This window comes from Streptomyces sp. Ag109_G2-15, from assembly GCF_900215565.1.
In the GTDB taxonomy this organism is placed as follows: Bacteria; Actinomycetota; Actinomycetes; order Streptomycetales; family Streptomycetaceae; genus Streptomyces; species Streptomyces diastatochromogenes.
Genome location: NZ_OCNI01000001.1, coordinates 6,880,890 through 6,905,419 on the forward strand (window position 1 = coordinate 6,880,890; position 24,530 = coordinate 6,905,419).

Sequence of the window (24,530 nt, forward strand, 5' to 3'; positions counted from 1 at the left end):
CAACGATCGGCAGGGGTCAACCAGGCCTCTGAACGCCTTGACAAGGGTTCGGGGCGACCCCAGACTGATGTTGCGCTTACCGCAATCCGTTTCGCTATACGCACCGAGGTGTCATGATGATTCCCGCGTGCCTTCTTGCGGATCTCCCGCGAGGCGAGGCCCACCGGCTCGACGTCGATCCGCCGGTCTCGGTGTTCCACACCGACGATGGCGAACTCTTCGCCATCGACGACACCTGCACCCACCAGGACGCCTCGCTCGCCGACGGCTGGCTGGAGGGCTGCGAGGTGGAATGCCCGCTGCATGCCTCCAAGTTCGACCTGAGGACCGGTGCCGTCGACGCCCCGCCGGCCAAGCTCCCGGTCCGGACGCACGAGGTCGTCGTCGAGGACGGCATGATCCACGTCCGGCTGTCCACGGACGCGCCCAACCTGCCGCCCTGCGTCGCGTCCCGGCTCGCCGGAGGTCCCGCGTGAGGACCGTCGCCGTGGTCGGCGCCTCGCTCGCCGGCCTCTCGGCGGCGCGCTCGCTGCGCAAGCAGGGCTACGACGGGCGGCTGGTCGTCATCGGCGACGAACTCCACCGCCCGTACGACAGGCCCCCGCTGTCCAAGGAGTTCCTGGCCGGCACCCTCGGTGAGACGGAACTCGCGCTGGAGACGGACGGCGAGGACCTGGGGGCGGAGTGGCTGCTCGGTACCCGTGCCGTCGGACTCGACCGCACGGGCCGTGCCGTCCGGCTCGCCGACGGGCGGGAGGTGCGGGCGGACGGCGTCGTCATCGCGACCGGTGCCGCGGCGCGCACCCTCCCCGGCTCCGAGGGCCTGGCCGGAGTGCACACCCTGCGCACTCTGGACGACGCCCGCGGCCTGCGGGACGAACTGGCCCGCGGCGGACGGCTGGTGGTGATCGGCGGCGGCTTCATCGGGGCCGAGGTCGCCTCCACCGCGTACGCCCTCGGGCTCGACGTGACCGTCGTGGAGGTGGCCCCGACACCGCTCGCCGGACCGCTCGGCGAGACCATGGGCACCATCGTCTCCGCCCTCCACGCGGACCATGGCGTACGGCTGTTGTGCGGCGTGGGCGTCAAGGGGCTGAGCGGGGAGACCCGGGTCGAGGCCGTTCTGCTCGAGGACGGTCGCAGCATCCCCGCCGACATCGTCGTGGTCGGGGTGGGTGCACGCCCGTGCGTCGAGTGGCTGGAGGGTTCCGGCGTCCTGCTCGACAACGGCGTGAAGTGCGGCGCGGACGGCCGGACCAGCCTGGCCGGAGTGGTCGCGGTCGGCGACTGCGCCAACTGGTACGACCCGCGCGCCGGCGCACACCGGCGCGTCGAGCACTGGACCGGTGCGCGGGAGCGCCCCGACGCCGCGGTCGCCACGCTGCTGGCGGGGGGCGCCGTGGAACCGGGTGTGCCCCGGCCGCCGTACTTCTGGTCCGACCAGTACGGCGTGAAGATCCAGTTCGCCGGTCACGCGGCCGGCGCCGACAGTGTGACCATCGAGGCGGGCGCCGCGGACGACCGCGACGTCCTGGCCGTCTACCGGCGTGCCGGGGATCCGGTCGCCGTGCTCGGGATGAACCAGCCGCGGCTGTTCACCCGCTGGCGCAAGCAGCTCGCCGCTGCGACCTCTTGACACCGCCCCTGAGGCATCCCATGCTGCGGTTGCTCATGGCACGCAGTGTTGCTCCATACACAACGCCGTCCGGAGTCGTTCTTCCCGGCGCGTGAATGATCTCTCCACGACGTCTCCCGAGGAGTGCACCGTGACCTCGACCAGCCTGCCGGACAGCCTGATCGCCACCCTCCCCGGCTCCTCCTACACGGATCCGGGGATCTTCGCCCAGGAGCAGGAGCGCATATTCGAGACCATGTGGTTCTGCGTCGCGCGCGCCTCCGAACTGGCGAAGCCCGGCGCCTTCCGCACCGTCGACGTGGGCCGCGAGAGCATTCTCGTCACCCGGGCCCGCGACAACTCGATCCGCGCCTACTTCAACGTCTGCCGGCACCGCGGAGCCAAGCTCTGCACGGAGGAGACCGGAGAGGTGAAGCGGGCCTTCCAATGCCCGTATCACGCCTGGACGTACGACCTGAACGGCAAGCTCGTCGCGGCGCCCAACCTCACCAAGATGCCCGACGTCGGCCGCACCGAGTACGGCCTGGTGAGTGTGGCCGTGCGCGAATGGCTCGGCTATGTCTGGGTCTGCCTGGCGGAGAACCCGCCCTCCTTCGAGGAGGACGTCATCGGCGCGGTCGTCGAGCGGCTGGGCGACGTCGAGTCGATCGAGCACTACGACGTCGACAACCTCTCCGTAGGCAAACGGATCGTCTACGACGTCAAGGCGAACTGGAAGCTCATCATCGAGAACTTCATGGAGTGCTACCACTGCGCCACGATCCACCCCGAACTCACCGAGGTGCTCCCGGAGTTCGCGGACGGCTACGCCGCCCAGTACTACGTCGGCCATGGCGCCGAGTTCGGCGAGGAGGTGCAGGGCTTCACCGTCGACGGTTCCGAGGGCCTGGACCGTATCCCTGGGGTCGCCGAGGGCCAGGACCGCCGCTACTACGCGATCACCGTCAAGCCGCAGGTCTTCATCAACCTCGTCCCCGACCACGTGATCTTCCATCGCATGTATCCGGTGGCCGTGGACCGCACGATCGTCGAGTGCGACTGGCTCTACCTCCCGCACGTCGTCGAGAGCGGCAAGGACGTCAGCCGGTCCGTGGAACTCTTCCACCGGGTCAATCTGCAGGACTTCGACGCCTGCGAGCGCACACAGCCCGGCATGAGCTCCCGGATGTACGCCAAGGGTGGCGTGCTGGTGCCCAGCGAGCACCACATCGGTGCCTTCCACGACTGGGTGAACGAGCGCCTGGGAACGCCCCAGGGGTGACTCAGCCCAGATAGCCCATGCGGTGGCTGATCTCCTCGGCGCCCTTGAGCAGCACCGGGGAGAGCTCGTGCAGCCGCTCCTCGGTGAACCGGTACGAGGGCCCGGAGGCGCTCAGCGCCGCGATGACCTCGCCGTCCCGGTTGCGGATGGGAGCCGCCATCGCGTGGAGACCGATCTCCAACTCCTCCAGGGTCCAGGCGTAGCCGCGCTCCAGAGCCTCGGCGAGGTTCTTCTCCAGCTTCGTCCTCGCGGTGATGGTGCGCGGCGTGACCTTCTTCAGGCCGGCCTCGGACAGCAGCGTGGCGCGCTCCTGGGCGGGCAGGTGGGCCAGCAGGATCTTGCCGCTGGAGGTGGCGTGCAGCGGGGTCAGCTCCCCGACCCAGTTGTGCGCGGCGATGGCTCCCGGGCCGCGCACCTGGTAGAGGTTGATCGCGTAGTGCTCCTGCATGACGGCGATGTTGACGGTCTCGCCGATCTCCTCGGCGAGACGCTCGCAGACCGTGCGGCCCTGCTGTGTGATGTCGAGGCGTCCCGTGACCGCACCGGCCAGGCGTACGATGCCGAAGCCGAGGCGGTACTTGCCGCGCTCGCCCGCCTGCTCCACCAGGCCGCGCGCCTCCAGGGCGCCGAGCAGGCGGAACGCGGTGGATTTATGGACGTCGATCTCGCCCGCCACCTCGCTGACGCCGGCTTCGCCGCGCTGGGCGAGGATCTCCAGGACACTGATGGCGCGGTCGACCGACTGCACTCCGCCGGCCTGTGACGTGGACGTTTCAGACTCGCTGCTGTAGTTGCTCACAGCGAAACTATACGCGTAGTAAACAACGCCCTCGCAAGTAACGGAACCGAAACGAAGACCTCGGAAGTTGCGTTGTTCGCAACCTGGTGCGCATAGCGCTACTGGGTTTAGCATGCCTCGCGTATCTACGGCGCGAGCGAGACGAGGCACCATGGCTCCCCTGCAATACGACTTCGTCATCGTCGGTGGAGGTTCGGCCGGCAGCGCACTGGCGAACAGGCTCTCCGCGGACCCGGCCAACCGGGTCCTCGTCCTGGAGGCCGGCCGGTCCGACTACCCGTGGGATGTCTTCATCCACATGCCCGCGGCGCTGACCTACCCGATCGGCAGCAGGTTCTACGACTGGAAGTACGAGTCCGAGCCCGAGCCCCACATGGGCGGCCGGCGCATCTACCACGCGCGCGGCAAGGTGCTCGGCGGCTCCAGCAGCATCAACGGCATGATCTTCCAGCGTGGCAACCCCATGGACTACGAGCGCTGGGCGGCCGACCCCGGCATGGAGACCTGGGACTACGCGCACTGTCTGCCGTACTTCCGCCGGATGGAGAACTGTCTCGCGGCCGACCCGGACGACGAGTTCCGCGGCCATGACGGCCCCCTCGTCCTCGAACGCGGCCCGGCGACCAACCCGCTCTTCGGTGCCTTCCTCAAGGCCACCCAGGAAGCCGGCTACGCGCCCACGGACGACGTCAACGGCTACCGGCAGGAAGGCTTCGCCAAGTTCGACCGCAACGTCCACCGCGGCCGCCGCCTGTCGGCCTCCAAGGCATACCTCAAGCCGGTCAGGAAGCGGCCCAACCTCACCATCAGGACCCGCTCGCTCGTGACCCGCGTGCTCTTCGAGGGCAAGAAGGCCGTCGGCGTCGAGTACCAGCGCGGCAAGGGCGCCCTCCAGCAGGTCCGCGCCAAGGAAGTCATCCTCTGCGGCGGCGCGATCAACTCCCCGCAGCTCCTGCAGCTCTCCGGCGTCGGCAACGCCGACGAACTGAGCGCCCTCGGCATCGACGTCGTCCACGACCTCCCCGGCGTCGGCGAGAACATGCAGGACCACCTGGAGGTCTACGTCCAGTACGCCTGCAAGCAGCCGGTCTCCATGCAGCCGTACATGGCGAAGTGGCGTGCCCCCTTCATCGGGCTGCAGTGGCTCTTCCGGAAGGGCCCGGCAGCCACGAACCACTTCGAGGCCGGCGGGTTCGCCCGCAGCAACGAGGACGTGGACTACCCCAACCTGATGTTCCACTTCCTCCCGGTCGCGGTCCGCTACGACGGCTCCTCGCCCGCCGGTGGCCACGGTTACCAGGTGCATGTGGGGCCCATGTACTCGGACGCCATCGGCTCGGTGAAGATCAAGAGCAAGGACCCGCGGGAACACCCTGCGCTGCGCTTCAACTACCTCTCCACCGAGCAGGACCGCCGCGAGTGGGTCGAGGCGATCCGCGTGGCCCGCAAGCTCCTCAACCAGCCCGCGCTCGCCCCGTACAACGGCGGCGAGGTCTCGCCGGGGCCGCGGGTGGAGAGCGACGAGGAGATCCTCGCCTGGGTCGCCAAGGAGGGCGAGACCGCCCTGCACCCGTCCTGCACCTGCAAGATGGGCACCGACGAGATGTCCGTCGTCGACCCCGCCAGCATGCGTGTGCACGGGCTGGAGGGGCTGCGCGTGGTGGATGCCTCCGTCATGCCCTACGTCACCAACGGCAACATCTACGCACCGGTGATGATGATCGCCGAGAAGGCCGCCGATCTGATCCTGGGCAACGAGCCGGCGGCGCCGTCGAAGGCCGCGTACTACCGCCTCCGTGACGCCCAGAAGCAGGTCGGGTAGACCTTGGCCACCGCCGGCTTGAGGGCGCTGCTGGGCAGTGTCCGGTACGAGGTGCTGCCCGCGAAGGCGACCGAGGACAAGGTCCTCGCCCATGCCCCGCGCGACGTCGTCGTCACCGTGACGGCGTCGCCGGTCAAGGGCCTGGAGCCGCCCCTCGGTCTCGCCACCCGGCTCGCGGCGCACGGCTGCTGGTGCTGCGCAGGCTGAGCGAACTGGGCGGGGTTGGCACGAACCGGGTTGAACTGGGGGTCACGGTTGGGGCGCCGAGCGCGGCTGCTGGACCGACTCGGTGGCTGAATACCCGTATACAACGGAGGGGCGGGCTGGAGCTCCAGCCCGCCCCTCGATCACGTCACGCTCAGCGGAAGACCACCGTGCGGTTGCCGTCGATCATCACGCGGCTCTCGCTGTGCCACTTCACGGCGTGCGCGAGCACCTGTGCCTCCACGTCCCGCCCGACCGTGACCAGCTCCCCGGGGTCGAGCGAGTGGTCCACCCTGACCACGTCCTGGTCGATGATCTGGCCCTCGTCCAGGTCCGGCGTCACGTAGTGCGCCGTCGCGCCGACGAGCTTCACTCCGCGGTCGTAGGCCTGCTCGTACGGGCGTGCGCCCTTGAAGCTGGGCAGGAAGGAGTGGTGGATGTTGATGGCCCGGCCCTCCAGCTGCTTGCACAGGTCGTCGGAGAGGATCTGCATGTAGCGGGCCAGCACCACCAGGTCGATGTCCAGGTCGTGCACCAGTTCCAGCAGCCGTGCCTCGGCCTCGGTCTTGGTCTCCTTGGTCACCGGGATGTGGTGGAAGGGGATGCCGTAGCTCTCCGCGAGTCCCTCGAAGTCCCGGTGGTTGGAGACGATCGCGGGGATCTCGATGTTGAGGGAGCCGGTGTGCCGGCGGAAGAGCAGGTCGTTGAGGCAGTGGCCGAACCTGGACACCATGATCAGCGTCCGGGTCGGGGTCGAGGCGTCCCGCAGGGTCCAGGAGATGCCGTAGGCCTGGGCTACGGGGCCGAACCGGTCACGCAGATGTTCCAGTTCCGTGCTCGGATCGGAAACATCGAAGTGGACCCGCATGAAGAAGCGGTCCTGGAGTCGGTCGTCGAACTGCTGGCTCTCCAGGATGTTGCCGGAGTTCCTGACGAGAAAGCCGCTCACGGCGTGGACCAGTCCGGCTCTGTCGGGACAGGAGAGGGTCAGGACGAACTCACGGCCAGGTTGCGGTCGAGTGAACTGAGGGGACACGTCAGCCTCCGCTGGTGCGTATTGCACAACATGGTGAGCGATACGCAACATGGTCGGCTCGGTGCCGCCTGCGGTCAAGGGTGGCCGGTTAAGTGATCACAAGGCGAAATCGTCATCTGCCAACCTCTTGACGTCTGTCTGGACATTCGCCAGGGTGTTCCACCACAAGCAATCGGGTGCACGATGCGCAACGAACTTCAATTGAAAGGCTCGGCGCGTGGCAGACCTGTATGTGGATGGAGAATGGCGGGATCCGGTGGCCGATGGGCACCGGGACATCCGCTGTCCCGCCGACGGCGCGCTCGCGGCGACCGTGTCGGAGGGAACACGCCCCGACGCGGAGGCGGCGATCGCCGCAGCCCGCCGTGCCTTCGACGAGGGGCCCTGGCCGCGCACCCCGGAGCGGGAGCGCGGCGCACTGTTGCTGCGCACCGCCGACCTCATCGAGCGCGACGCCAAGGAATTCGCCCGCGCCGAATCCCTGGACACCGGAAAACGGCTGGTGGAGAGCGAGTACGACATCGCCGACGTCGTCGCCTGCTTCCGATACTACGGCGGCATCGGGGGCACCGACGCCGGCCGCGTGATCGACACCGGCCGCGACGACGCCGTCAGCCGCGTCGTGTACGAGCCGGTCGGCGTGTGCGGGCTGATCACCCCGTGGAACTATCCGCTGCTCCAGGCGTCCTGGAAGGTGGCACCCGCCCTCCTGGCGGGCAACACGATCGTCCTCAAGCCCAGTGAACTCACCCCCTCCACCTCGATCCTGCTGATGAGGGCGCTCGAGGAGGCCGGGCTCCCGGCCGGCGCCGCCAATCTCGTCCTGGGCAGCGGGCCAGAGGTGGGCGCACCGCTCTCCGAAGACCCCGCCGTCGACATGGTCTCCTTCACCGGGGGCCTGGAGACCGGAAAGCGCATCATGGCCGCCGCGGCCTCCAGCGTGAAGAAGGTGGCGCTGGAACTCGGCGGCAAGAACCCCAACGTCGTCTTCGCCGACGCCGACTTCGAGGCGGCCGTCGACTTCGCCCTCACGGCCGTCTTCCTGCACTCGGGCCAGGTCTGCTCGGCCGGTGCGCGGCTGATCGTCGAGGACTCCCTGCACGACGCCTTCGTCGACGAGGTCGTCCGCCGTGCCCGGCAGATCCGCCTCGGCGGCCCCTTCGACCCCGAGGCCGAGACCGGAGCGCTGATCTCCGCGCAGCACCGGGAGAAGGTCGAGGCGTATGTCGCGGCCGGCCTCGCCGAGGGCGCCGTACTGCGCTGCGGTGGCGCACGGCCCGACGACCCCGCGCTGGCGAACGGCCACTACTACCCGCCCACCGTGCTCGACGAGTGCCGGCAGGACATGCGTGTGGTGCACGAGGAGTCCTTCGGGCCCGTGCTCACCGTCGAGCGCTTCACCGACGAGGACGACGCCGTACGCATCGCCAACGACACCGAGTACGGACTCGCCGGAGCCGTCTGGACGCAGGACGCCGGCAAGGCCCAGCGGGTTGCCCGGCGGCTGCGCCACGGCACCGTGTGGATCAACGACTACCACCCCTATGTGCCGCAAGCGGAATGGGGTGGGTTCGGGCATTCGGGCGTGGGCCGGGAGCTGGGACCGACCGGCCTGAACGAGTACCGAGAGCCCAAGCACATCTGGCAGAACATCCAACCCCGGCCGCAGCACTGGTTCCGCGGCTGAACGCCGAAAAGAGGTCGAACGTGACCACACAGACCGAGGTGTCGCAGCGGCGCGGCACGCCCCAGGACTCGGGCTCCACCCCGGTCATATCCGTGCGCAGGCTGTGGAAGGTGTTCGGGCCGAAGGCCGACCAGGTACCGGGCTCCGAGGAGCTGTGCGGGCTCACCCGCCGCGAGCTCATGGACCGCACCGGATGCACCGCCGCCGTACGCGACGTCAACTTCGACGTCTCGCCCGGCGAGGTCTTCGTCGTCATGGGCCTGTCCGGCTCGGGCAAGTCCACGCTGGTGCGATGTCTCACCCGGCTGATCGAACCCACCGCCGGTGAGGTCGTCTTCGAGGGCCAGGACATCCGCGAGGCGGACGACAAGCGCCTGCGCGATCTGCGGCGCCGCAAGTTCTCCATGGTCTTCCAGCACTTCGGTCTGCTGCCCCACCGCCGCGTCGTGGACAACGTGGCGTTCGGTCTGGAGATCCGGGGCATGGGCAGGGCCGAACGCACCAGGCGGGCCCAGGAGGTCGTCGAGCTGGTCGGCCTCGCGGGCTACGAGAACTCCTACCCCGACCAGCTCTCCGGCGGTATGCAACAGCGCGTCGGCCTCGCCCGGGCCCTGGCCGGCGACCCGGACGTGCTCTTCTTCGACGAGCCGTTCTCGGCGCTCGACCCGCTGATCCGCCGCGACATGCAGAACGAGGTCATCCGGCTGCACCACGAGGTCGGCAAGACGATGGTGTTCATCACCCACGACCTCTCCGAGGCGCTCAAGTTGGGCGACCGCATCCTGATCATGCGCGACGGCAAGATGGTCCAGTGCGGCACCGGCGACGAGCTGGTGGGCGCCCCCGCCGACGACTACGTACGCGAGTTCGTGAAGGACGTGCCGCGCGGCGACGTCCTCACCCTGCGGTGGATCATGCGGGCCCCGGAGGACGGCGACGAACTGGACGGTCCCGAGCTGGGCCCGGACGTCGTGGTGAAGGAGGCCACCCGGGCGGTGCTCGCGGCCGACAAGCCGGTCAAGGTCGTCGAGGACGGCAAGCTGCTCGGCATCGTCGGCGACGAGGAGATCCTCGCGGTGGTCGCCGGGCAGGAAGGCGGCGCGTGATGACCGTCGCCATCGAGAAACCCGAGAAAACAGAGGCAGCGGAACCGGCCGCGCCCGCCAAGAGTGCGCGCAAGGTCAGCCGGCCCGTGGTGATCGGCGCGATCCTCGTCGTCTGGCTGGTGCTGTTCGCCGTCCTGCGCGGCAAGCAGACCCTGTCCCTGGCGGTGGCCGATCTGACCGACCTGCACCGGTGGATCAACGACTTCAACGACTCCATCGGCGCCAACCGCAACTCCAACCCGCTCTTCCTCTACTTCTTCAACGAGATCCGGCTGGTCATCGACAACCTGGTGACCTTCGTCCAGCACCTGATCTCCCAGCCGTCCGGGGCCCGCCCGGTGCCGGAGATCGGCTGGCTCGGCGTCGTCGGCCTCGCCGGCTACGTCTCCTGGGCCGTGGGCAACTGGCGGGTCGCCCTGCTGGCCGTGGCGGGCTTCACCTTCTTCGGGCTGCAGGGGCTGTGGCAGGAGAGCATGGACACCCTGGCGCTCATCCTGTGCGCGGTGTTCGTGGCCCTGCTGTTCGCGATCCCGCTCGGGGTGTGGGCCGGTCTTTCGGACCGGTTCAACCGGATCATGACGCCCTTCCTGGACTTCATGCAGACGATGCCGACCTTCGTCTACCTGGCGCCGCTGACCCTGTTCTTCCTCATCGGCGGCGCGTCCGCCACCATCGCCACCGTGATCTACGCGGCCCCGCCGACGATCCGCATCACCGCGCACGCCATCCGCAACGTGTCGAAGACGACGGTCGAGGCGGCCGACTCCCTCGGCGCCACACGCCGCCAGTCGTTGCTGAAGGTTCTGCTGCCGATGTCCAAGCGGACCGTGGTGATGGGCGTCAACCAGACCATCATGGCCGCCCTGGCCATGGTGACCATCGCGGCCCTGATCAACGCGCCGGGCCTCGGCGTGAACGTCCTCCAGGCACTGCAGTCGCTCGACGTCGGCACGGCCTTCAACGCGGGCCTCGCCATCGTGGTCATGGCGATCGTGCTGGACCGGGTCACGACCGCGGCCGCCGCACGCGAGGAGAACGCGCGACGCTCGGGCAACCGCCTCCTGAAGTGGCGCCGCCCGCTGCTGGGCGCCGGCGCCGCTGTCACCGCGGTCCTGATCTACCTCTCGCACACCTACCTCTGGGCGGCCGACTTCCCCGGCGACGGCACCATCGGCAGCCACATCGCCAGCGCCGCCGACACCGCGACCAACTGGGCGCAGGACAATCTCTCCGGTGTGACCAACGGCATCCGTGACGTCATCACCAACGGCCTGCTCAACCCGTTCCAGACGCTGGTCACCGACTCCCCGTGGTGGCTCGTCGGCGCGGTCCTGGTCGCACTCGCCGTGGTGCTCGGCGGTTGGAGGTCCGGGCTCACCACGGCCGTGTGCGTGGGCCTGCTGGTCGGCACCGGTCTGTGGTCGGACGCCATGACCACACTCGCCTCGACGCTCGTCGCGACAGTGCTGGTGATGGTGCTCGGCATCGTCTTCGGGGTGTGGATGGGCCGCAGCATGATGGTGGACCGGCTGATCAGGCCCACCCTCGACGCGGCCCAGGTCATGCCGCCCTTCGTCTACCTCGTGCCGTTCCTCGCGCTGTTCGGCCCCACGCGCTTCACGGCCATCGTCGCCGCGATCGTCTACGGGGCCCCCGTCGCCATGAAGATCATCGCGGACGGGATCCGGGCCGTGCCCGAGACCACCGTGGAGGCGGCCACCTCCGCCGGGTGCAACACCTGGCAGATCATCACCAAGGTTCAACTGCCGATGTCACGCAGTGCCCTGACGCTTGCGACCAACCAGGGCCTGATCTACGTGCTGTCGATGGTTGTTGTGGGCGGCCTGGTAGGTGCGGGCGCCCTCGGCTACGACGTCGTGGCCGGATTCTCACGGGGGGAGCTGTACGGGAAGGGGCTTGCCGCGGGTCTGGCCATCGTCCTTCTCGGAGTCATGTTCGACCGGATCACTCAGGCCGCGGCGCGCCGCGCCACCGCTTAAGGAGCACGACACCATGGCAAGACACTGGCGAGCCGGCGCGGCCGGCCTGGCCGTCCTCGGCCTCACCCTCACCGCGTGCGGCGGGGCGAAGGTCGGAGACAGCTCCTCCGCGGGCTCGGGAAGCTCGGGCAAGTGCGGCACCTTCAACCTGGCCGTCAACCCGTGGGTGGGCTACGAGGCGGACGCGGCGGTCGTCGCGTACGTCGCCCAGCACAACCTCGGCTGTACGGTCAACAAGAAGAACCTCAAGGAAGAGATCGCCTGGCAGGGCTTCGGCTCCGGCGAGGTCGACGCCGTCCTGGAGAACTGGGGCCACCCCGACCTGGTGAAGAAGTACATCACCCAGCAGAAGACCGCCGTGGACGCCGGCCAGACCGGCAACAAGGGCCTCATCGGCTGGTACGTGCCGCCGTGGCTGGCCAAGGCGCACCCCGACATCCTCGACTACAAGAACCTCAACAAGTACGCGTCGAAGTTCAAGACGTCCGAGTCGGGCGGCAAGGGCCAACTCCTCGACGGCGACCCGTCGTACGTCACCCACGACGAGGCGCTGGTGACGAACCTGAAGCTGGACTTCAAGGTGGTGTACGCGGGCAGCGAGACGGCGCTCATCCAGGCCTTCCGCACCGCCGAGAAGAACAAGCAGTGGGTGATCGGCTACTTCTACGAGCCGCAGTGGTTCCTGTCCGAGGTGCCGCTCAAGAAGGTCAGCCTGCCCACGTACACGACGGACTGTGACGCCGATGCGGCGAAGGTCGCCTGCGACTATCCCGTCTACAACCTCAACAAGGTCGTCAGCGCGAAGTTCGCCAAGTCGGGCAGCCCCGCCTACAACCTGGTGAAGAACTTCAACTGGACGAACGACGACCAGAACGAGGTCGCCAAGTACATCGCCCAGGACAAGATGACCGACGACGCCGCGGCCAAGAAGTGGGTCGAGGCCAACAAGGACAAGGTCGACGCCTGGATCAAGTAGCGCCGGCGTCCGCCGCTGATGTGGTTGTTCTCCGGCCAAGGCTCCGTGGGTGTGTTGCGTGAACTGCCGGAGAACAACCTATTTCGCCCGCGATTCCTCCCGAATTCCAACATGAAATCCTCACCTGGAGCGTGGCCGCCGGCAAAATGGTCAAGCTGCGGCAAAAATGATTTCCGAGGTCCGGGGTGAAGGCATCTCCCCGGTAAGATCTCGTCCGGAATGACACACGGTTACGACCAAACCCAAATTCATTCGGAAACGGGGAGACATGGGGATTCGCAAATATGCGCGGAGCGTTCTGATTGCCGGGATTCTGCTTGGGACATCCATCTTCACTCCAGCCACTCAGGCTGACGCTGCAGCTGGGCAGTACCACTTGAACCTCGGTCAGAAGCTGACCGTCGGGAAGTGCATCGTGTCCACTAAGGGGCAGCGCGGGGCTGTCGCAAAGCTTTGCATGGGCAAGTATGCCAACGCGCTCATCTACTACAAAGGTGTTCTAAAGGATGAGTTCGGACCGAATCACGTGACGTCGGCTCAGCCCAGCGCCTACATCACGCTCGCGTCCGACCACAACGTCAAGATTTATAAGTACTCCGGTGGGCCACTTCTGTTCAACAGCAAGACCGCCGGGAGATTCCCGGCGACCCAGCTGTGGATCGACTCTTGCGCGGCTCTTCCCTACTGGAACGTCGCCCTGGTCAAGCCTGGAAGCTTCAACTGGCCCTGGAAGGGCGAACACTGCGTCGGCTAGTTGTACCCGGCCAGTCGGGTAGGACCGCCGTATTGCTGCGGCGGTCCCCCTCAGAACCGGCCGTGCGGGCTTTCCCCGCAGCTCGGCTCAAGCAAGCCCGAGAGGCTCACAGGCGTGCAGTGCAGGACGAGTGGATGAGACGGAGTTGCACCCCGTCCGACGTTTCGATCCCGCGATAGGTGATCTTCCTGGTGGTGACCGCCTGTCGGGTGCCTCGCAGCCATTGTTCCCACTCGGTGGGGCTGGACGGCGGAGCGTCGGCGTGCAGCAGCGGTCCCCGGCAGATCAGAAACTGCCCGTTCTGCGCCTGGAGCAGGCGCAGGGTGGCACGGTTGATCGGCGGTGGTGGGCTGGTGCGGCGCCGTTCGGCCCAGTAGGTCGCCAGGGCAGGGTCGTCCGGGAAGGCCGAGCCGTGGACCATCTGGTGTCGGACGATCTTCGTCCAGGCGTATTTCAGCAGGTAGGCGCCGCTGTCGCGGTCACCGAACACCCACTGGTCCTGCCGGGACTTGTTGAACGTGCCGTAGTACCGGGTGGTGACCCAGTGCCGGGGCTTGTTCGGGTGCGCGCGGGTCGCCCACTTGTAGGTGAGCTTCCACATGTAGTCGTCCAGCGCGGTGAAGACCTCGCTGGCGACCACGCTCCGGTAGGAGGCCGACCTGCCCCGGATGATCGGGTTGAGTCGTTGCAGCACCGCGGCAGCGTTGGCCCCGTGCAGGGACCGCACCTCGGCGCGCAGCCTGTTCCGGATCCGTCTGACGGCCTCACGGCTGGGCTTGATCAGCAGCTTGCCGTGATAGCGGCGGATGGTGAAGCCGAGAAAGTCGCAGCCTTCTTCGAGGTGGACGACGCGCGTTTTGTCCTCGTTGAAGACCAGTCCCCTCGGCCTCAGCCACTCGGCAAGCCGGGCCTTGACCTGTTCGGCCTGTTCCCGTGAATGGCACAGGGCGACGAGATCGTCGGCGTATCTCACCAGCAGCGGGGAGTCCGGCATGGTGTCACCGGCACGGCGTCCGGTCTGCCGGTACTGGACTCCCGCAGCCGTCTCCATCCCATGCAGGGCGATGTTCAGGAGCACAGGGCTGATCACGCCGCCTTGAGGAGTTCCCTCCTCGGTTGGCGTGAACCGGCCTTCCTCGACCACACCTGCTCGCAGCCACTGCCCGATCCGTTCCCGCGCGGGGAATGTGCCGAGCTGCTGAAGCAGGTGGTCGTGGTCGATTCGGTCGAACGCCGCTGCCAGATCCGCGTCCAGTACCCACCGGCGGCGGGTCTTGCTGCCCTTGGCCGTCCAGTAGATCGCCGCGATGGCGTCCTGACAGCTGCGGCCGGGCCGGAAGCAGTACGACTTCGGCTCGAACCGCGCTTCCCACTCCGGTTCCAGTGCCTGGGAGACGCGGGCTAGCTCGACCCGGTCCAGGATCACGGGAATGCCGAGCGGGCGTCTCCTGCCGCCTGGCTTGGGGATATACACCCGCTTGACGGGCCGGGCTCTGTCCGGGCTGATCCGGTGCTGAACCCGAAGGGCCAGTTCCGCTTTGCCCGAGGCGGTCAGGACGACCTGACCGTCGATCCCGGCCGTCTTGCGTCCTGTGTTGATCTCCGTCGCACGCTGACCAGCGTGCTGGACAGAGAGCGGAGCATCAGTTTCTGCAAGTTGCGGACCCTTTTGAGGTCCCCTGCCTGCGATGCCGTGAAGATTCTCTGCCGCAGTCGCCGTACTGACTCCTCCTGGACCTGCCAGTCGATGGCATCCCAGTCGAGCGAAGTGTCCTCCGGTCCGTTCACCGGGCCGGTGCTGGTCGCGGCCGAGGCGGCAGCGGGTATGACCGTCACGGTGTCCAACTTGCCCTTCGGTTCTGGTTCCTGTTCAACAGCGTTCCTCACAGGCTCACCCGGCCCACGTCAGCACCCTTTCGGGTCGGGCATCCGCCCGTATCCGGCCAGTTATGCGGGACTCGGGTGCCGGTGCTGTCCCGGTTTCCTGCTGCCTTTCGGCGGCCGGCGTTGGCTTCTTGGACCGTCCTGCACCCGCTGGGGAGTTGGGCCTTCCTTACGGTCGGCTGACCAGACCAGCAGGTCTGGACCCCAACGGGGTTGTCGCGTTCCGCACGCGTGAGATGCGACCGGGGTGGGCGCCCTCATTACCCCGCGGCGGTGGTGTCCTCCCGGCCGACTCGGAGTCTTCGACCGGCACCCGCCGCTTCTCAGCGGCCAGCCCTGCACCCCGCTCATGTTTCCCATCTGCGAGGCTTGCCATCACGGAGCATCGTTGAGGGTTCAGTGGGCTTCACCCGTCCGGTCTTCCCCTTGCCTGTGACCCCCGGATGGAACGGGAGCCCTTGGGCTTCTCCCCCGAGCTTCGCACCCCGCCATTACCAGCGGGTCCCAGATCGCGCTGCCACGCTAACTCGTTCGCCGCCCAGTGCCGCAAGCCCGTAAGCCGACCATCACACGATCGAGCTAAACGTCCCTGCGTGCTGAGCTCTTGACACCCCTCCCCGAGGCGGGCACATTGAGTTGCGCAACCTGAAGCACGTTGCGCAGAAAGCAACTCGACGGTTTTGAATTTCGGAGGTGCGGCGATGGCGGGACCCCGAGTGGTGATCATCGGAGCGGGCGTCGTGGGAGCGGCACTCGCGGACGAGATCTCCGCGCGAGGCTGGACCGAAGTGACCGTGGTCGACCAGGGTCCCCTCCCCGCCACCGGGGGATCCTCGTCGCACGCTCCCGGCCTGGTCTTCCAGACCAACTCCTCCAAGACCATGACCGAGCTGGCCCGCTACACCGTCGAGAAGTTCTGCTCCCTCGACGTCGACGGCAAGCCCTGCTTCCTGCAGGTCGGCGGCCTCGAAGTGGCGACCACCCCCGAGCGCCTCACGGAACTGCGCCGCCGGCACGGCTGGATCACCGCCTGGGGCATCGAGGGCCGGCTGCTGAGCCCCGACGAGTGCGTCGAGCAGCACCCGCTGGTCAACCGCGACAAGGTCCTCGGCGGCCTCCTGGTACCCACCGACGGCCTCGCCAAGGCCGTCCTCGCCGTCGAGGCGCAGATCCGCCGGGCCACCGAGCGCGGCGTCCGCTTCCTCGCCCGCCATGAAGTACTCGACGTCCAGCAGGCCGACGGCCGCGTCACCGGCGTCCTCACCGACCAGGGCGAGATCCCCGCCGACATCGTGGTGTGCTGTGCCGGCATCTGGGGCCCGAAGATCGCCCGCATGGTCGGCATGAACCTCCCGCTGACCCCGCTCGCCCACCAGCTCGCCTGGACCGGCCCGGTCCCGGCGCTCGCGGGCCAGACGGAGGAGGCGGTCCGACCGATCCTGCGCCACCAGGACGCCGACCTCTACTACCGCGACCGCTTCGACGGCATCGGCATCGGCTACTACGGCCACCGCCCGATGCCCATCACCGCGGACGAGATCCTCTCCTTCGACGAGGCCGAGACCATGCCCTCGGTCCTGAAGTTCACCGAGGAGGACTTCGAACCCGCCTGGACGGAGACCCAGTCCCTCCTCCCCTCCACCAAGGAGGCGAAGGTCGAGGAGGGCATCAACGGCCTCTTCTCCTTCACCACCGACAACTTCCCGCTCCTTGGCGAGTCCCCGGACGTCAAGGGCTTCTGGGTCGCCGAGGCCGTCTGGGTCACCCACTCCGCCGGCGTGGGCCGAGCCGTGGCCGAGTGGCTGGTCGACGGCCACTGCTCGTCCTTCGACCTGCACGAGTGCGACGTCAACCGCTTCGAGCCGCACCAGCTGTCCCCGGAGTACGTCCTGGCCCGCGACTGCCAGAACTTCGTCGAGGTCTACGACATCCTCCACCCCCTCCAGCCGTCCGGGACTCCGCGCCCGATCCGCACCAGCCCCTTCCACGCCCGCCAGCAGGAGCTGGGCGCCTTCTTCCTGGAGGCGAACGGCTGGGAGCGCCCGCAGTGGTACGAGGCCAACGCGGGCCTGGTCGAAGGCCGCACCATCCCCACCCCGGGCGACTGGGCCGCGCAGTACTGGTCGCCCATCGTCGGCGCCGAGGCGCAGGCCACCCGCGAGACCGTCGCGATGTACGACATGACGGCCCTCAAGCGCCTCGAGGTCAGCGGCCCCGGTGCCGCCGCCTTCCTGGAGCGCCTGTGCACCGGCAAGGTCGCCAAATCGGTCGGCTCGGTGACGTACACCCTGCTCCTCGACCACGACGGCGGCATCCGCAGCGACGTCACCGTCGCCCGCCTCGCCCGCGACCTCTTCCAGGTCGGCGCCAACGGCAACCTGGACCTCGACTGGTTCAGCCGCCACCTCCCCGCCGACGGCACGGTCCAGGTACGCGACATCACCCCCGGCACCTGCTGCATCGGCCTGTGGGGCCCGCTGGCCCGCAAGGTCCTCCAGCCCCTCACCGACGCGGACTTCTCGGGCGACGGCCTGAAGTACTTCCGCGCCAAGCGCGCCTACATCGGCTCGGTGCCCGTCACCGCGATGCGGCTGTCGTACGTCGGTGAACTCGGCTGGGAGCTCTACACCACCGCCGACCAGGGGCTGAAGCTGTGGGACACCCTGTGGCAGGCGGCCGAGCCCCTCGGCGGCGTCATCGCGGGCCGGGGTGCCTTCAACAGCCTCCGCCTGGAGAAGGGCTACCGCTCCTTCGGCACCGACATGACCTACGAGCACGACCCCTACGAGGCCGGCGTCGGCTTCGCCGTCAAGCTCGACAAGGACGACTTCATCGGCAAGGCCGCGTTGGAGCGCCGCAAGGCCGACGTACGGCGCAGGCTGACGTGCCTCACCATCGCCGACCCGCAGTCGGTCGTCATGGGCAAGGAGCCGGTGTACGACGGTGAGCGGGCGGTGGGGTACGTGACCAGCGCGGCCTACGGCTACACGATCGGCAAGGGGATCGCTTACGCGTGGCTGCCGACGGAGCTGAGTGTCCCTGGAACCAGTGTGCAGATCGGTTACTTCGACCAGCGGATCGAGGCGGTCGTGGCCGAGGAGCCGCTGTTCGACCCGACCATGTCCCGTCTTCGTGGTTGAGCCATGGCAAAGACCTGCAGTTGCCCTCTGGGAAGGAGTGCCGTCGGTGACCGCACAGCTGCTTGACGGTAAGGCGACCGCCGCCGACATCCGCCGTGAACTCGCCGAGCGCGTCGCCAAGTCGACCGCCACCGGCGGTCGCCCGCCCGGCCTCGGTACCGTCCTGGTCGGCGACGACCCCGGCAGCCATGCCTACGTCGCCGGCAAACACCGCGACTGTGCTCAGGTCGGGATCGCCTCCATCCGCCGGGACCTGCCCGCCGACGCCTCGCAGAGCCAGGTCGAGGACGTCATCGACGAACTCAACGCCGACCCGGCCTGCACCGGCTACATCGTCCAGCTCCCGCTCCCGCGCCACCTGGACACCAACGCCGTACTGGCACGCATGGACCCGGCCAAGGACGCCGACGGACTGCACCCCGTCAACCTCGGCCGGCTCGTCCTCGGCGTCGAGGCCCCGCTGCCGTGCACACCGCGGGGCATCGTCGAACTGCTGCGGCGGTACGACGTTCCCCTCGCCGGAGCACGGGTGTGCGTGGTCGGCCGCGGCATCACGGTCGGCCGTCCCATCGGACTGCTGCTGACCCGCCGCTCCGAGAACGCCACCGTCACCCTGTGCCACACCGGCACCAAGGGTCTGGCCTGGCACGTACGCGAGGCGGACGTCGTCATCGCGGCCGCCGGCTCGCCCGGACTGATCACCAAGGACATGCTGCGCCCCGGCGCGGCGGTCCTGGACGTCGGCATCACCCGCACCGACGGAGGTCTGGTCGGTGACGTGCACCCAGAGGCCGCGACGGTCGCCGGGTGGCTCGCGCCGATGCCCGGAGGCGTGGGCCCCATGACGAGGGCGATGCTGCTCGCCAACGTCGTCGAGGCCGCCGAGAGGAACGCGAGCGCAGTATGAACCTGTCCCTCCCAGAGGACGGAGCCGTCCGATGAGCCCCCGCACCCCCGGAGCCGAACTCCCGGAGCACCCCGACTGGTTGTGGCGCACGCCGGAGCCGAAGCGGTCGTACGACGTGGTGATCGTCGGCGGGGGCGGACACGGCCTCGCCACCGCCCACTACCTGGCGAAGAACCACGGCATCACCAATGTCGCCGTGCTGGAGAAGGGCTGGCTGGCGGGCGGCAACATGGCCCGCAACACCACGATCATCCGCTCCAACTACCTGTGGGACGAGAGCGCCGACATCTACGAGCACGCCCTCAAGCTGTGGGAGGGACTCGCGGAGGAACTCGACTATCCGATCCTCTTCTCCCAGCGAGGCGTGCTCAACCTCGCCCACAGCCTGCAGGACGTCCGCGACAGCGTGCGTCGCGTCGAGGCCAACCGCCTCAACGGAGTGGACGCCGAATGGCTCGACGCCGAGCAGGTCAAAGAGGTCTGCCCGATCGTCAACGTCTCACCGGACGTCCGCTACCCGGTCCTCGGCGCCACCTACCAGCCGCGCGCCGGCATCGCCAAGCACGACCACGTCGCCTGGGGCCTGGCCCGCTCCGCCGACGCCGCCGGAATCGACATCATCCAGAACTGCGAGGTCACGGGCCTGGACGTGGTCGGCGGCCGGGTGGTCGGAGTGCGGACCACCCGGGGCCCGATCGCCGCGGGCAAGGTGGCGCTCTGCTCGGCGGGCCACACCTCGGTCCTCGCCGCCATGGCGGGCATCGAACTCCCCCTCCAGAGCCATCCGTTGCAGGCACTCGTGTCGGAGCTGCTGGAGCCGGTGCACCCGACGGTCGTCATGTCCAACGCGGTCCATGTGTACGTCAGCCAGGCGCACAAGGGCGAGCTGGTGATGGGCGCGGGCATCGACGCGTACAACTCCTACACCCAGCGCGGCGCCTTCCACATCATCGAAGAGCAGATGTCCGCGGCCCTGGAGCTGTTCCCGGTCTTCGCCCGCGCCCACGTACTGCGCACCTGGGGCGGCATCGTGGACGTCAGCCCCGACGCCTCGCCGATCATCGGGCTCACTCCCGTCGACAACCTCTACCTCAACTGCGGCTGGGGCACGGGTGGCTTCAAGGCCACCCCGGGCGTCGGCTGGGTCTACGCCCACACCATCGCCCACGACACCCCGCACGCCCTCAACGCCCCCTTCTCGCTCGACCGTTTCACCACCGGCGCGCTCGTCGACGAGCACGGCGCGGCCGCGGTGGCCCACTAGGGATCCTCAAGGGAGCCGAACGACATGCTGCTCATTCCCTGCCCGTGGTGCGGGCCCCGCGACGAGGCCGAGTTCCACTACGGCGGCCAGGCACACGTGCCGTATCCGCAGGCCCCGGCGGCCCTCACCGACGAGGAGTGGGCCCGGTACCTGTTCTTCCGCGCCAACCCGAAGGGCCCGTTCGCCGAGCGCTGGAGCCATGCGGCGGGCTGCCGTCGGTGGTTCAACGCGGTGCGGGACACGTCGACGAACGAGCTTCTGGCGGTGTACCGGGCGGGGGAGGAACGTCCGGAGACTCTCGAGCGTCGTGCGGTGCCTGCTCAGCCGCGTCCGGCGTCACCAGCCCGTCTGGGGGTACCCCCTCTGGGGGAGTTCGAGGACGAGGACGAGGCCCTTGCGGGGCCGATCGGGGGTCTGGGGGCGGAGCCCCCGGCACGGGACACCAACCAGCCTTACCGCCTGTCCACCGGTGGCCGAGTCGACCGAAACGCGCCCCTGACCTTCACCTTCGACGGCACCGAATACCAGGGTTTCCGCGGCGACACCCTCGCGTCGGCCCTCCTGGCCAATGGCGTCATCGCGGCAGCGACAAGCATCAAGCTCGGCCGCCCGCGCGGCATCTTCTCGGCCGGCGTGGAAGAGCCCAACGCGGTCGTCCAGATCGAGGCCCCCTTCCCGGAGCCCATGCTCCCCGCGACCACCGTCGAGCTCTACGACGGCCTGGTGGCGAGCAGCCTCCCCGGTCAGGGCCGCCTCGCCACCGAACCGGACCCCGCCCGCTACGACGCCGTACACGCCCACTGCGACCTGCTGGTCGTCGGCGCGGGCCCGGCCGGCCTGGCGGCGGCGGCCGCCGCCGCGAGGAGCGGCGCCCGAGTCATCCTGGCCGACGACCGGCCGGAACTCGGCGGCAGCCTCCTCGGCACCGGCGAACTCCTGGACTGGGTGGACGAGTCGGGTGAGCAGCTCGACGCCGCCCCCGAGGTACGCGTGCTGCGCCGCACCACCGTCTTCGGGTACTACGACGACAACCACCTCCTCGCCGTCGAGCGCCGTACGAATCACCTCGGCGCCGAGGCCCCCGAGAAGGTCTCCCGCGAACGTGTCTGGCGCATCCGCGCACGTCGCGTCGTCCTCGCCACGGGCGCTCACGAGCGCTCGCTGGCCTTCGCGGACAACGACCGCCCCGGAGTGATGCTGGCCGCCTCGGCCCGCGCGTACGTCAACCGGCACGGCGTCCTGCCCGGCCGGCACGCCGTCGTGTTCACCACCAACGACAGTGCCTACGCGGCAGCGCTGGACCTCGCCGCGGCCGGCGTGGACGTCACGGCGATCGTCGACACCCGCCCCGAACCGGGGCAGTGGGCGGACCGCGCCCGTGCCGCGGGCATCGAGGTGCTGTCCGGTCACGCCGTCACGGGCACGCAGGGCGACACGCGGCTCACCACGGTGACCGTCGCTCCGTACGGAGAGGCCATCGGGCAGCGGGAGTTCGCCGCCGACCTGCTGCTGGTCTCCGGCGGCTGGAACCCGGTGGCGCACCTGTTCAGCCAGGCGGGCGGAAAACTGCGCCACGACGCAGCGCTGGGTTCCTTCGTGCCCGACACCTGCCGCCAGGCGGTCGAGGTCGTGGGCAGCGCGCGCGGCGCCCTCGACCTGGCCGCGACTCTGGCCCAGGGCGCGGCCGCCGGTGCCCGGGCGGTCGAGGCCGAGGGCTACACCGCCGCAGCGCCCCGCCTTCCGGCGGTGGCCGCACAGCCGCGGCAGACGCCTCCCATGCACGTGTACGTCGTCCCCGGCGCCTCGGACGCCCCCCGTTTCGTCGACCTCCAACGCGACGTCACCGTCGACGACCTGGCCCGGGCGACCGGCGCCGGTATGCGCTCGGTCGAGCACACCAAGCGCTACACCACGGCCGGCACCGCCAACGACCAGGGCAAGACCTCCGGGGTCCTGGCCAGTGGCGTCGTCGCCGAACTGCTCGGGGTGGACATCTCGGCGCTCGGCACGACCACGTTCCGGCCGCCCTGCACGCCGGTCTCCTTCGCCACGCTCGCGGGCCGCGACCGAGGCGCACTGCACGACCCCGTCCGGACGACCGCCCTGCACGCGTGGCACGTCGCGCACGGCGCCCTGTTCGAGAACGTCGGCCAGTGGAAGCGCCCCTGGTACTACCCGCAGGACGGCGAGGACATGGAGGCCGCCGTGCTGCGCGAGTGCCGGGCGGCCCGCGAGAGCGTGGCCCTCATGGACGCCTCCACCCTCGGCAAGATCGACGTACAGGGCCCGGACGCCGCCGTCCTCCTCGACCGGCTCTACACCAACATGATGAGCACCCTGAAGGTCGGCATGATCCGCTACGGCGTCATGTGCCGCCCGGACGGCATGGTCTTCGACGACGGCACCGTCATCCGCCTCGCCCAGGACCGCTACCTGGTCACCACGACGACGGGCAACGCCGCCGCCGTACTGGACTGGATGGAGGAGTGGCTGCAGACGGAGTGGCCCGACCTTCGGGTCCACTGCACGTCCGTGACCGAGCAGTGGGCCACCGTCGCTCTGGTCGGCCCCCGGTCCCGCGAGGTCCTCGGCGCACTCGCCCCCCGACTGGCCGTGTCCAACGACGACTTCCCGTTCATGGCATGGCGCGAGACGACCGTCGCGGGCATCGAGGCCCGGGTGTGCCGGATCAGCTTCTCCGGCGAACTCGCCTACGAGATCAACGTGTCCCCCTGGGCGGCTCGCGCCCTCTGGGAGGCCGTGTACGAGGCCGGCGCCCCGTACGGCATCACCCCGTACGGCACGGAGACCATGCACGTCCTGCGTGCGGAGAAGGGCTACCCGATCATCGGCCAGGACACCGACGGCACCGTCACGCCTCAGGACCTCGGCATGAGCTGGGTGGTGTCGAAGAAGAAGCCCGACTTCATCGGCAAGCGCTCCCACGCCCGTGCCGACACCGCCCGCCCCGACCGCAAGCACCTGGTCGGCCTCCTTCCCGAGGACCCGGGCACCTTCCTCCCGGAGGGCACCCACCTGGTCGCCGACAGTGTGCTGCCCGCCCCGCCCGTCCCGATGCTCGGCCACGTCACCTCCAGCTATCGCAGCGCGGCCCTCGGCCGGACGTTCGCGCTCGCCCTGATCAAGGGCGGCCGGGAGCGGATCGGGGAGCGCCTGTACGCCCCCGTGGGCGACCACCTGGTCCCGGTGACCGTCGCAAGCCCTGTCCTCTACGACCCCGAGGGAGCCCGCCGCGATGGCTGACACCGCTCTGACCGTCCCGCTCCGCAGCCCCCTGTCGCACGTCGCGGATCGCCTGGCCGCCGCGACACGTACGTCCGCGGGCGCGATCCGGCTGGCCGAACTCCCCTTCCTGACCCAGATCAACGTGCGCCTCGACGCCAAGGGAGCGGCGGCGGAAGCCGTCGGGCTCGCGCTGGACCTCCCCCTGCCCCTCCAGCCGAACACCGCCGTGCGCGCGGGGGAGCTGACCGCCCTGTGGCTCGGTCCGGACGAATGGCTGCTGGTGTGCCCACCGGGTGGCGGGCGGGACCTGGAGAGCCGGATCCGGGAGGCCGCCGGGGACGAGCCCGTCTCCGTCACCGACGTCTCCGCCCAGCGCACCACGCTCCTCGTCACGGGCCCCCGAGCCCGCGACCTGCTGGCCCACGGCTGCCCACTGGACCTGCATCCGCGGGCGTTCGGCGCCGGACGCTGCGCCCAGACGACACTGGGCCGCACACAGATCGTGCTGGTCGCCCGGGACGTGCCCCGGGCCGGGTTCTGGGTCCTGGTCCGCTCCTCCTTCGCCGGCTATCTGGCGGACTGGTTGCTCGACGCGGCGACGGAGTACATCTGAACGAGGCTCGGCCCAGGCAGCCCATCGCGCCATGCCGGCAGCCTTCGTCGTCCGGTCGAGTCCAACTGGGTCCGAACACAAAGGCGAAAGCCGCTATGATCTCCACGGCAAGGCTGTAGCGCAGAGGTCGTCGCGCCCAAGCATCAAGCTGGAGGACGTCGGTTCGAATCCGACCAGTCTTGCCGCCCTTGTCGT

18 protein-coding genes and 1 pseudogene are annotated in these 24,530 nt (G+C 69.0%); 15 read left to right on the forward strand and 4 right to left on the reverse strand.

The genetic code is table 11. From position 1 onward, the window contains the following. Window positions 1-113: 113 nt before the first annotated feature. From CRP49_RS30975 to CRP49_RS30985, 3 genes are all read left to right on the forward strand, one after another. The gene (locus tag CRP49_RS30975) at window positions 114-476 is read left to right on the forward strand and encodes a bifunctional 3-phenylpropionate/cinnamic acid dioxygenase ferredoxin subunit (RefSeq protein WP_097256315.1); all 363 of its coding nucleotides are present in this window, start codon (window positions 114-116) and stop codon (window positions 474-476) included. Beyond that, a complete protein-coding gene (locus tag CRP49_RS30980; RefSeq protein WP_179851807.1) occupies window positions 473-1,636 on the forward strand; it encodes an NAD(P)/FAD-dependent oxidoreductase in 1,164 nt (387 codons plus the stop codon). The genes CRP49_RS30975 and CRP49_RS30980 overlap by 4 nt, the downstream gene beginning before the upstream one ends. 130 nt (window positions 1,637-1,766) lie before the next feature. Then, window positions 1,767-2,897: an aromatic ring-hydroxylating dioxygenase subunit alpha gene (locus CRP49_RS30985; protein WP_097256316.1), complete on the forward strand. Its 1,131-nt coding sequence runs from the start codon at window positions 1,767-1,769 to the stop codon at window positions 2,895-2,897. 1 nt (window position 2,898) lies between these two features. Here CRP49_RS30985 and CRP49_RS30990 read toward each other — a convergent pair whose 3' ends face one another. Continuing rightward, window positions 2,899-3,645: an IclR family transcriptional regulator gene (locus CRP49_RS30990; RefSeq protein ID WP_097256317.1), complete on the reverse strand. Its 747-nt coding sequence runs from the start codon at window positions 3,643-3,645 to the stop codon at window positions 2,899-2,901. Window positions 3,646-3,847: 202 nt separating this feature from the next. Here CRP49_RS30990 and betA point away from each other — a divergent pair, with 202 nt between their 5' ends. Both betA and CRP49_RS31000 read left to right on the forward strand, forming a co-directional pair. Further along, window positions 3,848-5,518: a choline dehydrogenase gene (gene betA / locus CRP49_RS30995; protein ID WP_097256318.1), complete on the forward strand. Its 1,671-nt coding sequence runs from the start codon at window positions 3,848-3,850 to the stop codon at window positions 5,516-5,518. Window positions 5,519-5,521: 3 nt separating this feature from the next. Continuing rightward, window positions 5,522-5,704, forward strand: a pseudogene (locus tag CRP49_RS31000) (5,10-methylenetetrahydrofolate reductase); the annotation flags it as partial. A 172-nt stretch (window positions 5,705-5,876) separates the two neighbouring features. On the opposite strand, the gene purU reads toward CRP49_RS31000, so the two are convergent. Continuing rightward, the gene (gene purU / locus CRP49_RS31005) at window positions 5,877-6,758 is read right to left on the reverse strand and encodes a formyltetrahydrofolate deformylase (protein WP_097256319.1); all 882 of its coding nucleotides are present in this window, start codon (window positions 6,756-6,758) and stop codon (window positions 5,877-5,879) included. A 217-nt stretch (window positions 6,759-6,975) separates the two neighbouring features. Between purU and CRP49_RS31010 the strand changes: the two genes are divergently transcribed. From CRP49_RS31010 to CRP49_RS31030, 5 genes are all read left to right on the forward strand, one after another. After that, the gene (locus tag CRP49_RS31010; protein ID WP_097256320.1) at window positions 6,976-8,445 is read left to right on the forward strand and encodes an aldehyde dehydrogenase family protein; all 1,470 of its coding nucleotides are present in this window, start codon (window positions 6,976-6,978) and stop codon (window positions 8,443-8,445) included. A gap of 20 nt (window positions 8,446-8,465) precedes the next feature. Continuing rightward, a complete protein-coding gene (locus CRP49_RS31015; RefSeq protein ID WP_097256321.1) occupies window positions 8,466-9,551 on the forward strand; it encodes a glycine betaine/L-proline ABC transporter ATP-binding protein in 1,086 nt (361 codons plus the stop codon). Next, window positions 9,551-11,551, forward strand: a complete 2,001-nt coding sequence (locus CRP49_RS31020) for a proline/glycine betaine ABC transporter permease (RefSeq protein ID WP_097256322.1) — start codon at window positions 9,551-9,553, stop codon at window positions 11,549-11,551. The genes CRP49_RS31015 and CRP49_RS31020 overlap by 1 nt, the downstream gene beginning before the upstream one ends. A gap of 13 nt (window positions 11,552-11,564) precedes the next feature. Next, complete coding sequence (locus CRP49_RS31025; RefSeq protein ID WP_097256323.1) at window positions 11,565-12,527, forward strand: ABC transporter substrate-binding protein; 963 nt, start codon at window positions 11,565-11,567, stop codon at window positions 12,525-12,527. 268 nt (window positions 12,528-12,795) lie between these two features. Continuing rightward, a complete protein-coding gene (locus CRP49_RS31030) occupies window positions 12,796-13,281 on the forward strand; it encodes a hypothetical protein (protein WP_097256324.1) in 486 nt (161 codons plus the stop codon). Window positions 13,282-13,387: 106 nt separating this feature from the next. On the opposite strand, the gene CRP49_RS31035 is transcribed toward CRP49_RS31030, so the two are convergent. Together CRP49_RS31035 and CRP49_RS48885 are read right to left on the reverse strand one after the other, a co-directional pair. Continuing rightward, window positions 13,388-14,881 (reverse strand): reverse transcriptase domain-containing protein, encoded by a 1,494-nt coding sequence (locus CRP49_RS31035; protein WP_306459783.1) that lies wholly within the window; start codon window positions 14,879-14,881, stop codon window positions 13,388-13,390. Then, window positions 14,833-15,168, reverse strand: coding sequence for a reverse transcriptase N-terminal domain-containing protein (locus CRP49_RS48885; RefSeq protein ID WP_306459756.1), 336 nt, complete (start codon window positions 15,166-15,168; stop codon window positions 14,833-14,835). The genes CRP49_RS31035 and CRP49_RS48885 overlap by 49 nt, the downstream gene beginning before the upstream one ends. A 698-nt stretch (window positions 15,169-15,866) precedes the next feature. Here CRP49_RS48885 and CRP49_RS31040 point away from each other — a divergent pair. From CRP49_RS31040 to CRP49_RS31060, 5 genes are read left to right on the forward strand one after another with little or no spacing between them, the layout of a single operon-like run. Continuing rightward, window positions 15,867-18,305 carry an FAD-dependent oxidoreductase gene (locus CRP49_RS31040; RefSeq protein WP_097256325.1) on the forward strand — a complete coding sequence of 813 codons (2,439 nt, stop codon included), beginning with the start codon at window positions 15,867-15,869 and terminating at the stop codon, window positions 18,303-18,305. Window positions 18,306-18,351: 46 nt separating this feature from the next. After that, the gene (locus CRP49_RS31045; protein WP_097256326.1) at window positions 18,352-19,212 is read left to right on the forward strand and encodes a bifunctional methylenetetrahydrofolate dehydrogenase/methenyltetrahydrofolate cyclohydrolase; all 861 of its coding nucleotides are present in this window, start codon (window positions 18,352-18,354) and stop codon (window positions 19,210-19,212) included. Between the two features lie 31 nt (window positions 19,213-19,243). Next, on the forward strand, window positions 19,244-20,476 hold the full coding sequence (locus CRP49_RS31050) for a sarcosine oxidase subunit beta family protein (protein ID WP_097256327.1): 1,233 nt from the start codon (window positions 19,244-19,246) through the stop codon (window positions 20,474-20,476). A gap of 24 nt (window positions 20,477-20,500) precedes the next feature. Next, window positions 20,501-23,740, forward strand: a complete 3,240-nt coding sequence (locus CRP49_RS31055) for a sarcosine oxidase subunit alpha family protein (RefSeq protein WP_097256328.1) — start codon at window positions 20,501-20,503, stop codon at window positions 23,738-23,740. After that, on the forward strand, window positions 23,733-24,335 hold the full coding sequence (locus tag CRP49_RS31060; RefSeq protein ID WP_097256329.1) for a sarcosine oxidase subunit gamma: 603 nt from the start codon (window positions 23,733-23,735) through the stop codon (window positions 24,333-24,335). Before CRP49_RS31055 ends, CRP49_RS31060 begins: the two co-directional genes overlap by 8 nt. The last annotated feature ends 195 nt before the right edge of the window (window positions 24,336-24,530 follow it).

What these genes read in the sequence shown, in the direction of transcription:
- CRP49_RS31055 (WP_097256328.1), top strand. Translation starts at nt 20,501, where the DNA reads ATGCTGCTCATTCCCTGCCCGTGGTGCGGGCCCCGCGACGAGGCCGAG.
- CRP49_RS31040 (WP_097256325.1), top strand. Translation starts at nt 15,867, where the DNA reads ATGGCGGGACCCCGAGTGGTGATCATCGGAGCGGGCGTCGTGGGAGCG.
- CRP49_RS31020 (WP_097256322.1), top strand. Translation starts at nt 9,551, where the DNA reads ATGACCGTCGCCATCGAGAAACCCGAGAAAACAGAGGCAGCGGAACCG.
- betA (WP_097256318.1), top strand. Translation starts at nt 3,848, where the DNA reads ATGGCTCCCCTGCAATACGACTTCGTCATCGTCGGTGGAGGTTCGGCC.
- CRP49_RS30975 (WP_097256315.1), top strand. Translation starts at nt 114, where the DNA reads ATGATGATTCCCGCGTGCCTTCTTGCGGATCTCCCGCGAGGCGAGGCC.
- CRP49_RS31025 (WP_097256323.1), top strand. Translation starts at nt 11,565, where the DNA reads ATGGCAAGACACTGGCGAGCCGGCGCGGCCGGCCTGGCCGTCCTCGGC.
- CRP49_RS31050 (WP_097256327.1), top strand. Translation starts at nt 19,244, where the DNA reads ATGAGCCCCCGCACCCCCGGAGCCGAACTCCCGGAGCACCCCGACTGG.
- CRP49_RS31030 (WP_097256324.1), top strand. Translation starts at nt 12,796, where the DNA reads ATGGGGATTCGCAAATATGCGCGGAGCGTTCTGATTGCCGGGATTCTG.
- CRP49_RS31060 (WP_097256329.1), top strand. Translation starts at nt 23,733, where the DNA reads ATGGCTGACACCGCTCTGACCGTCCCGCTCCGCAGCCCCCTGTCGCAC.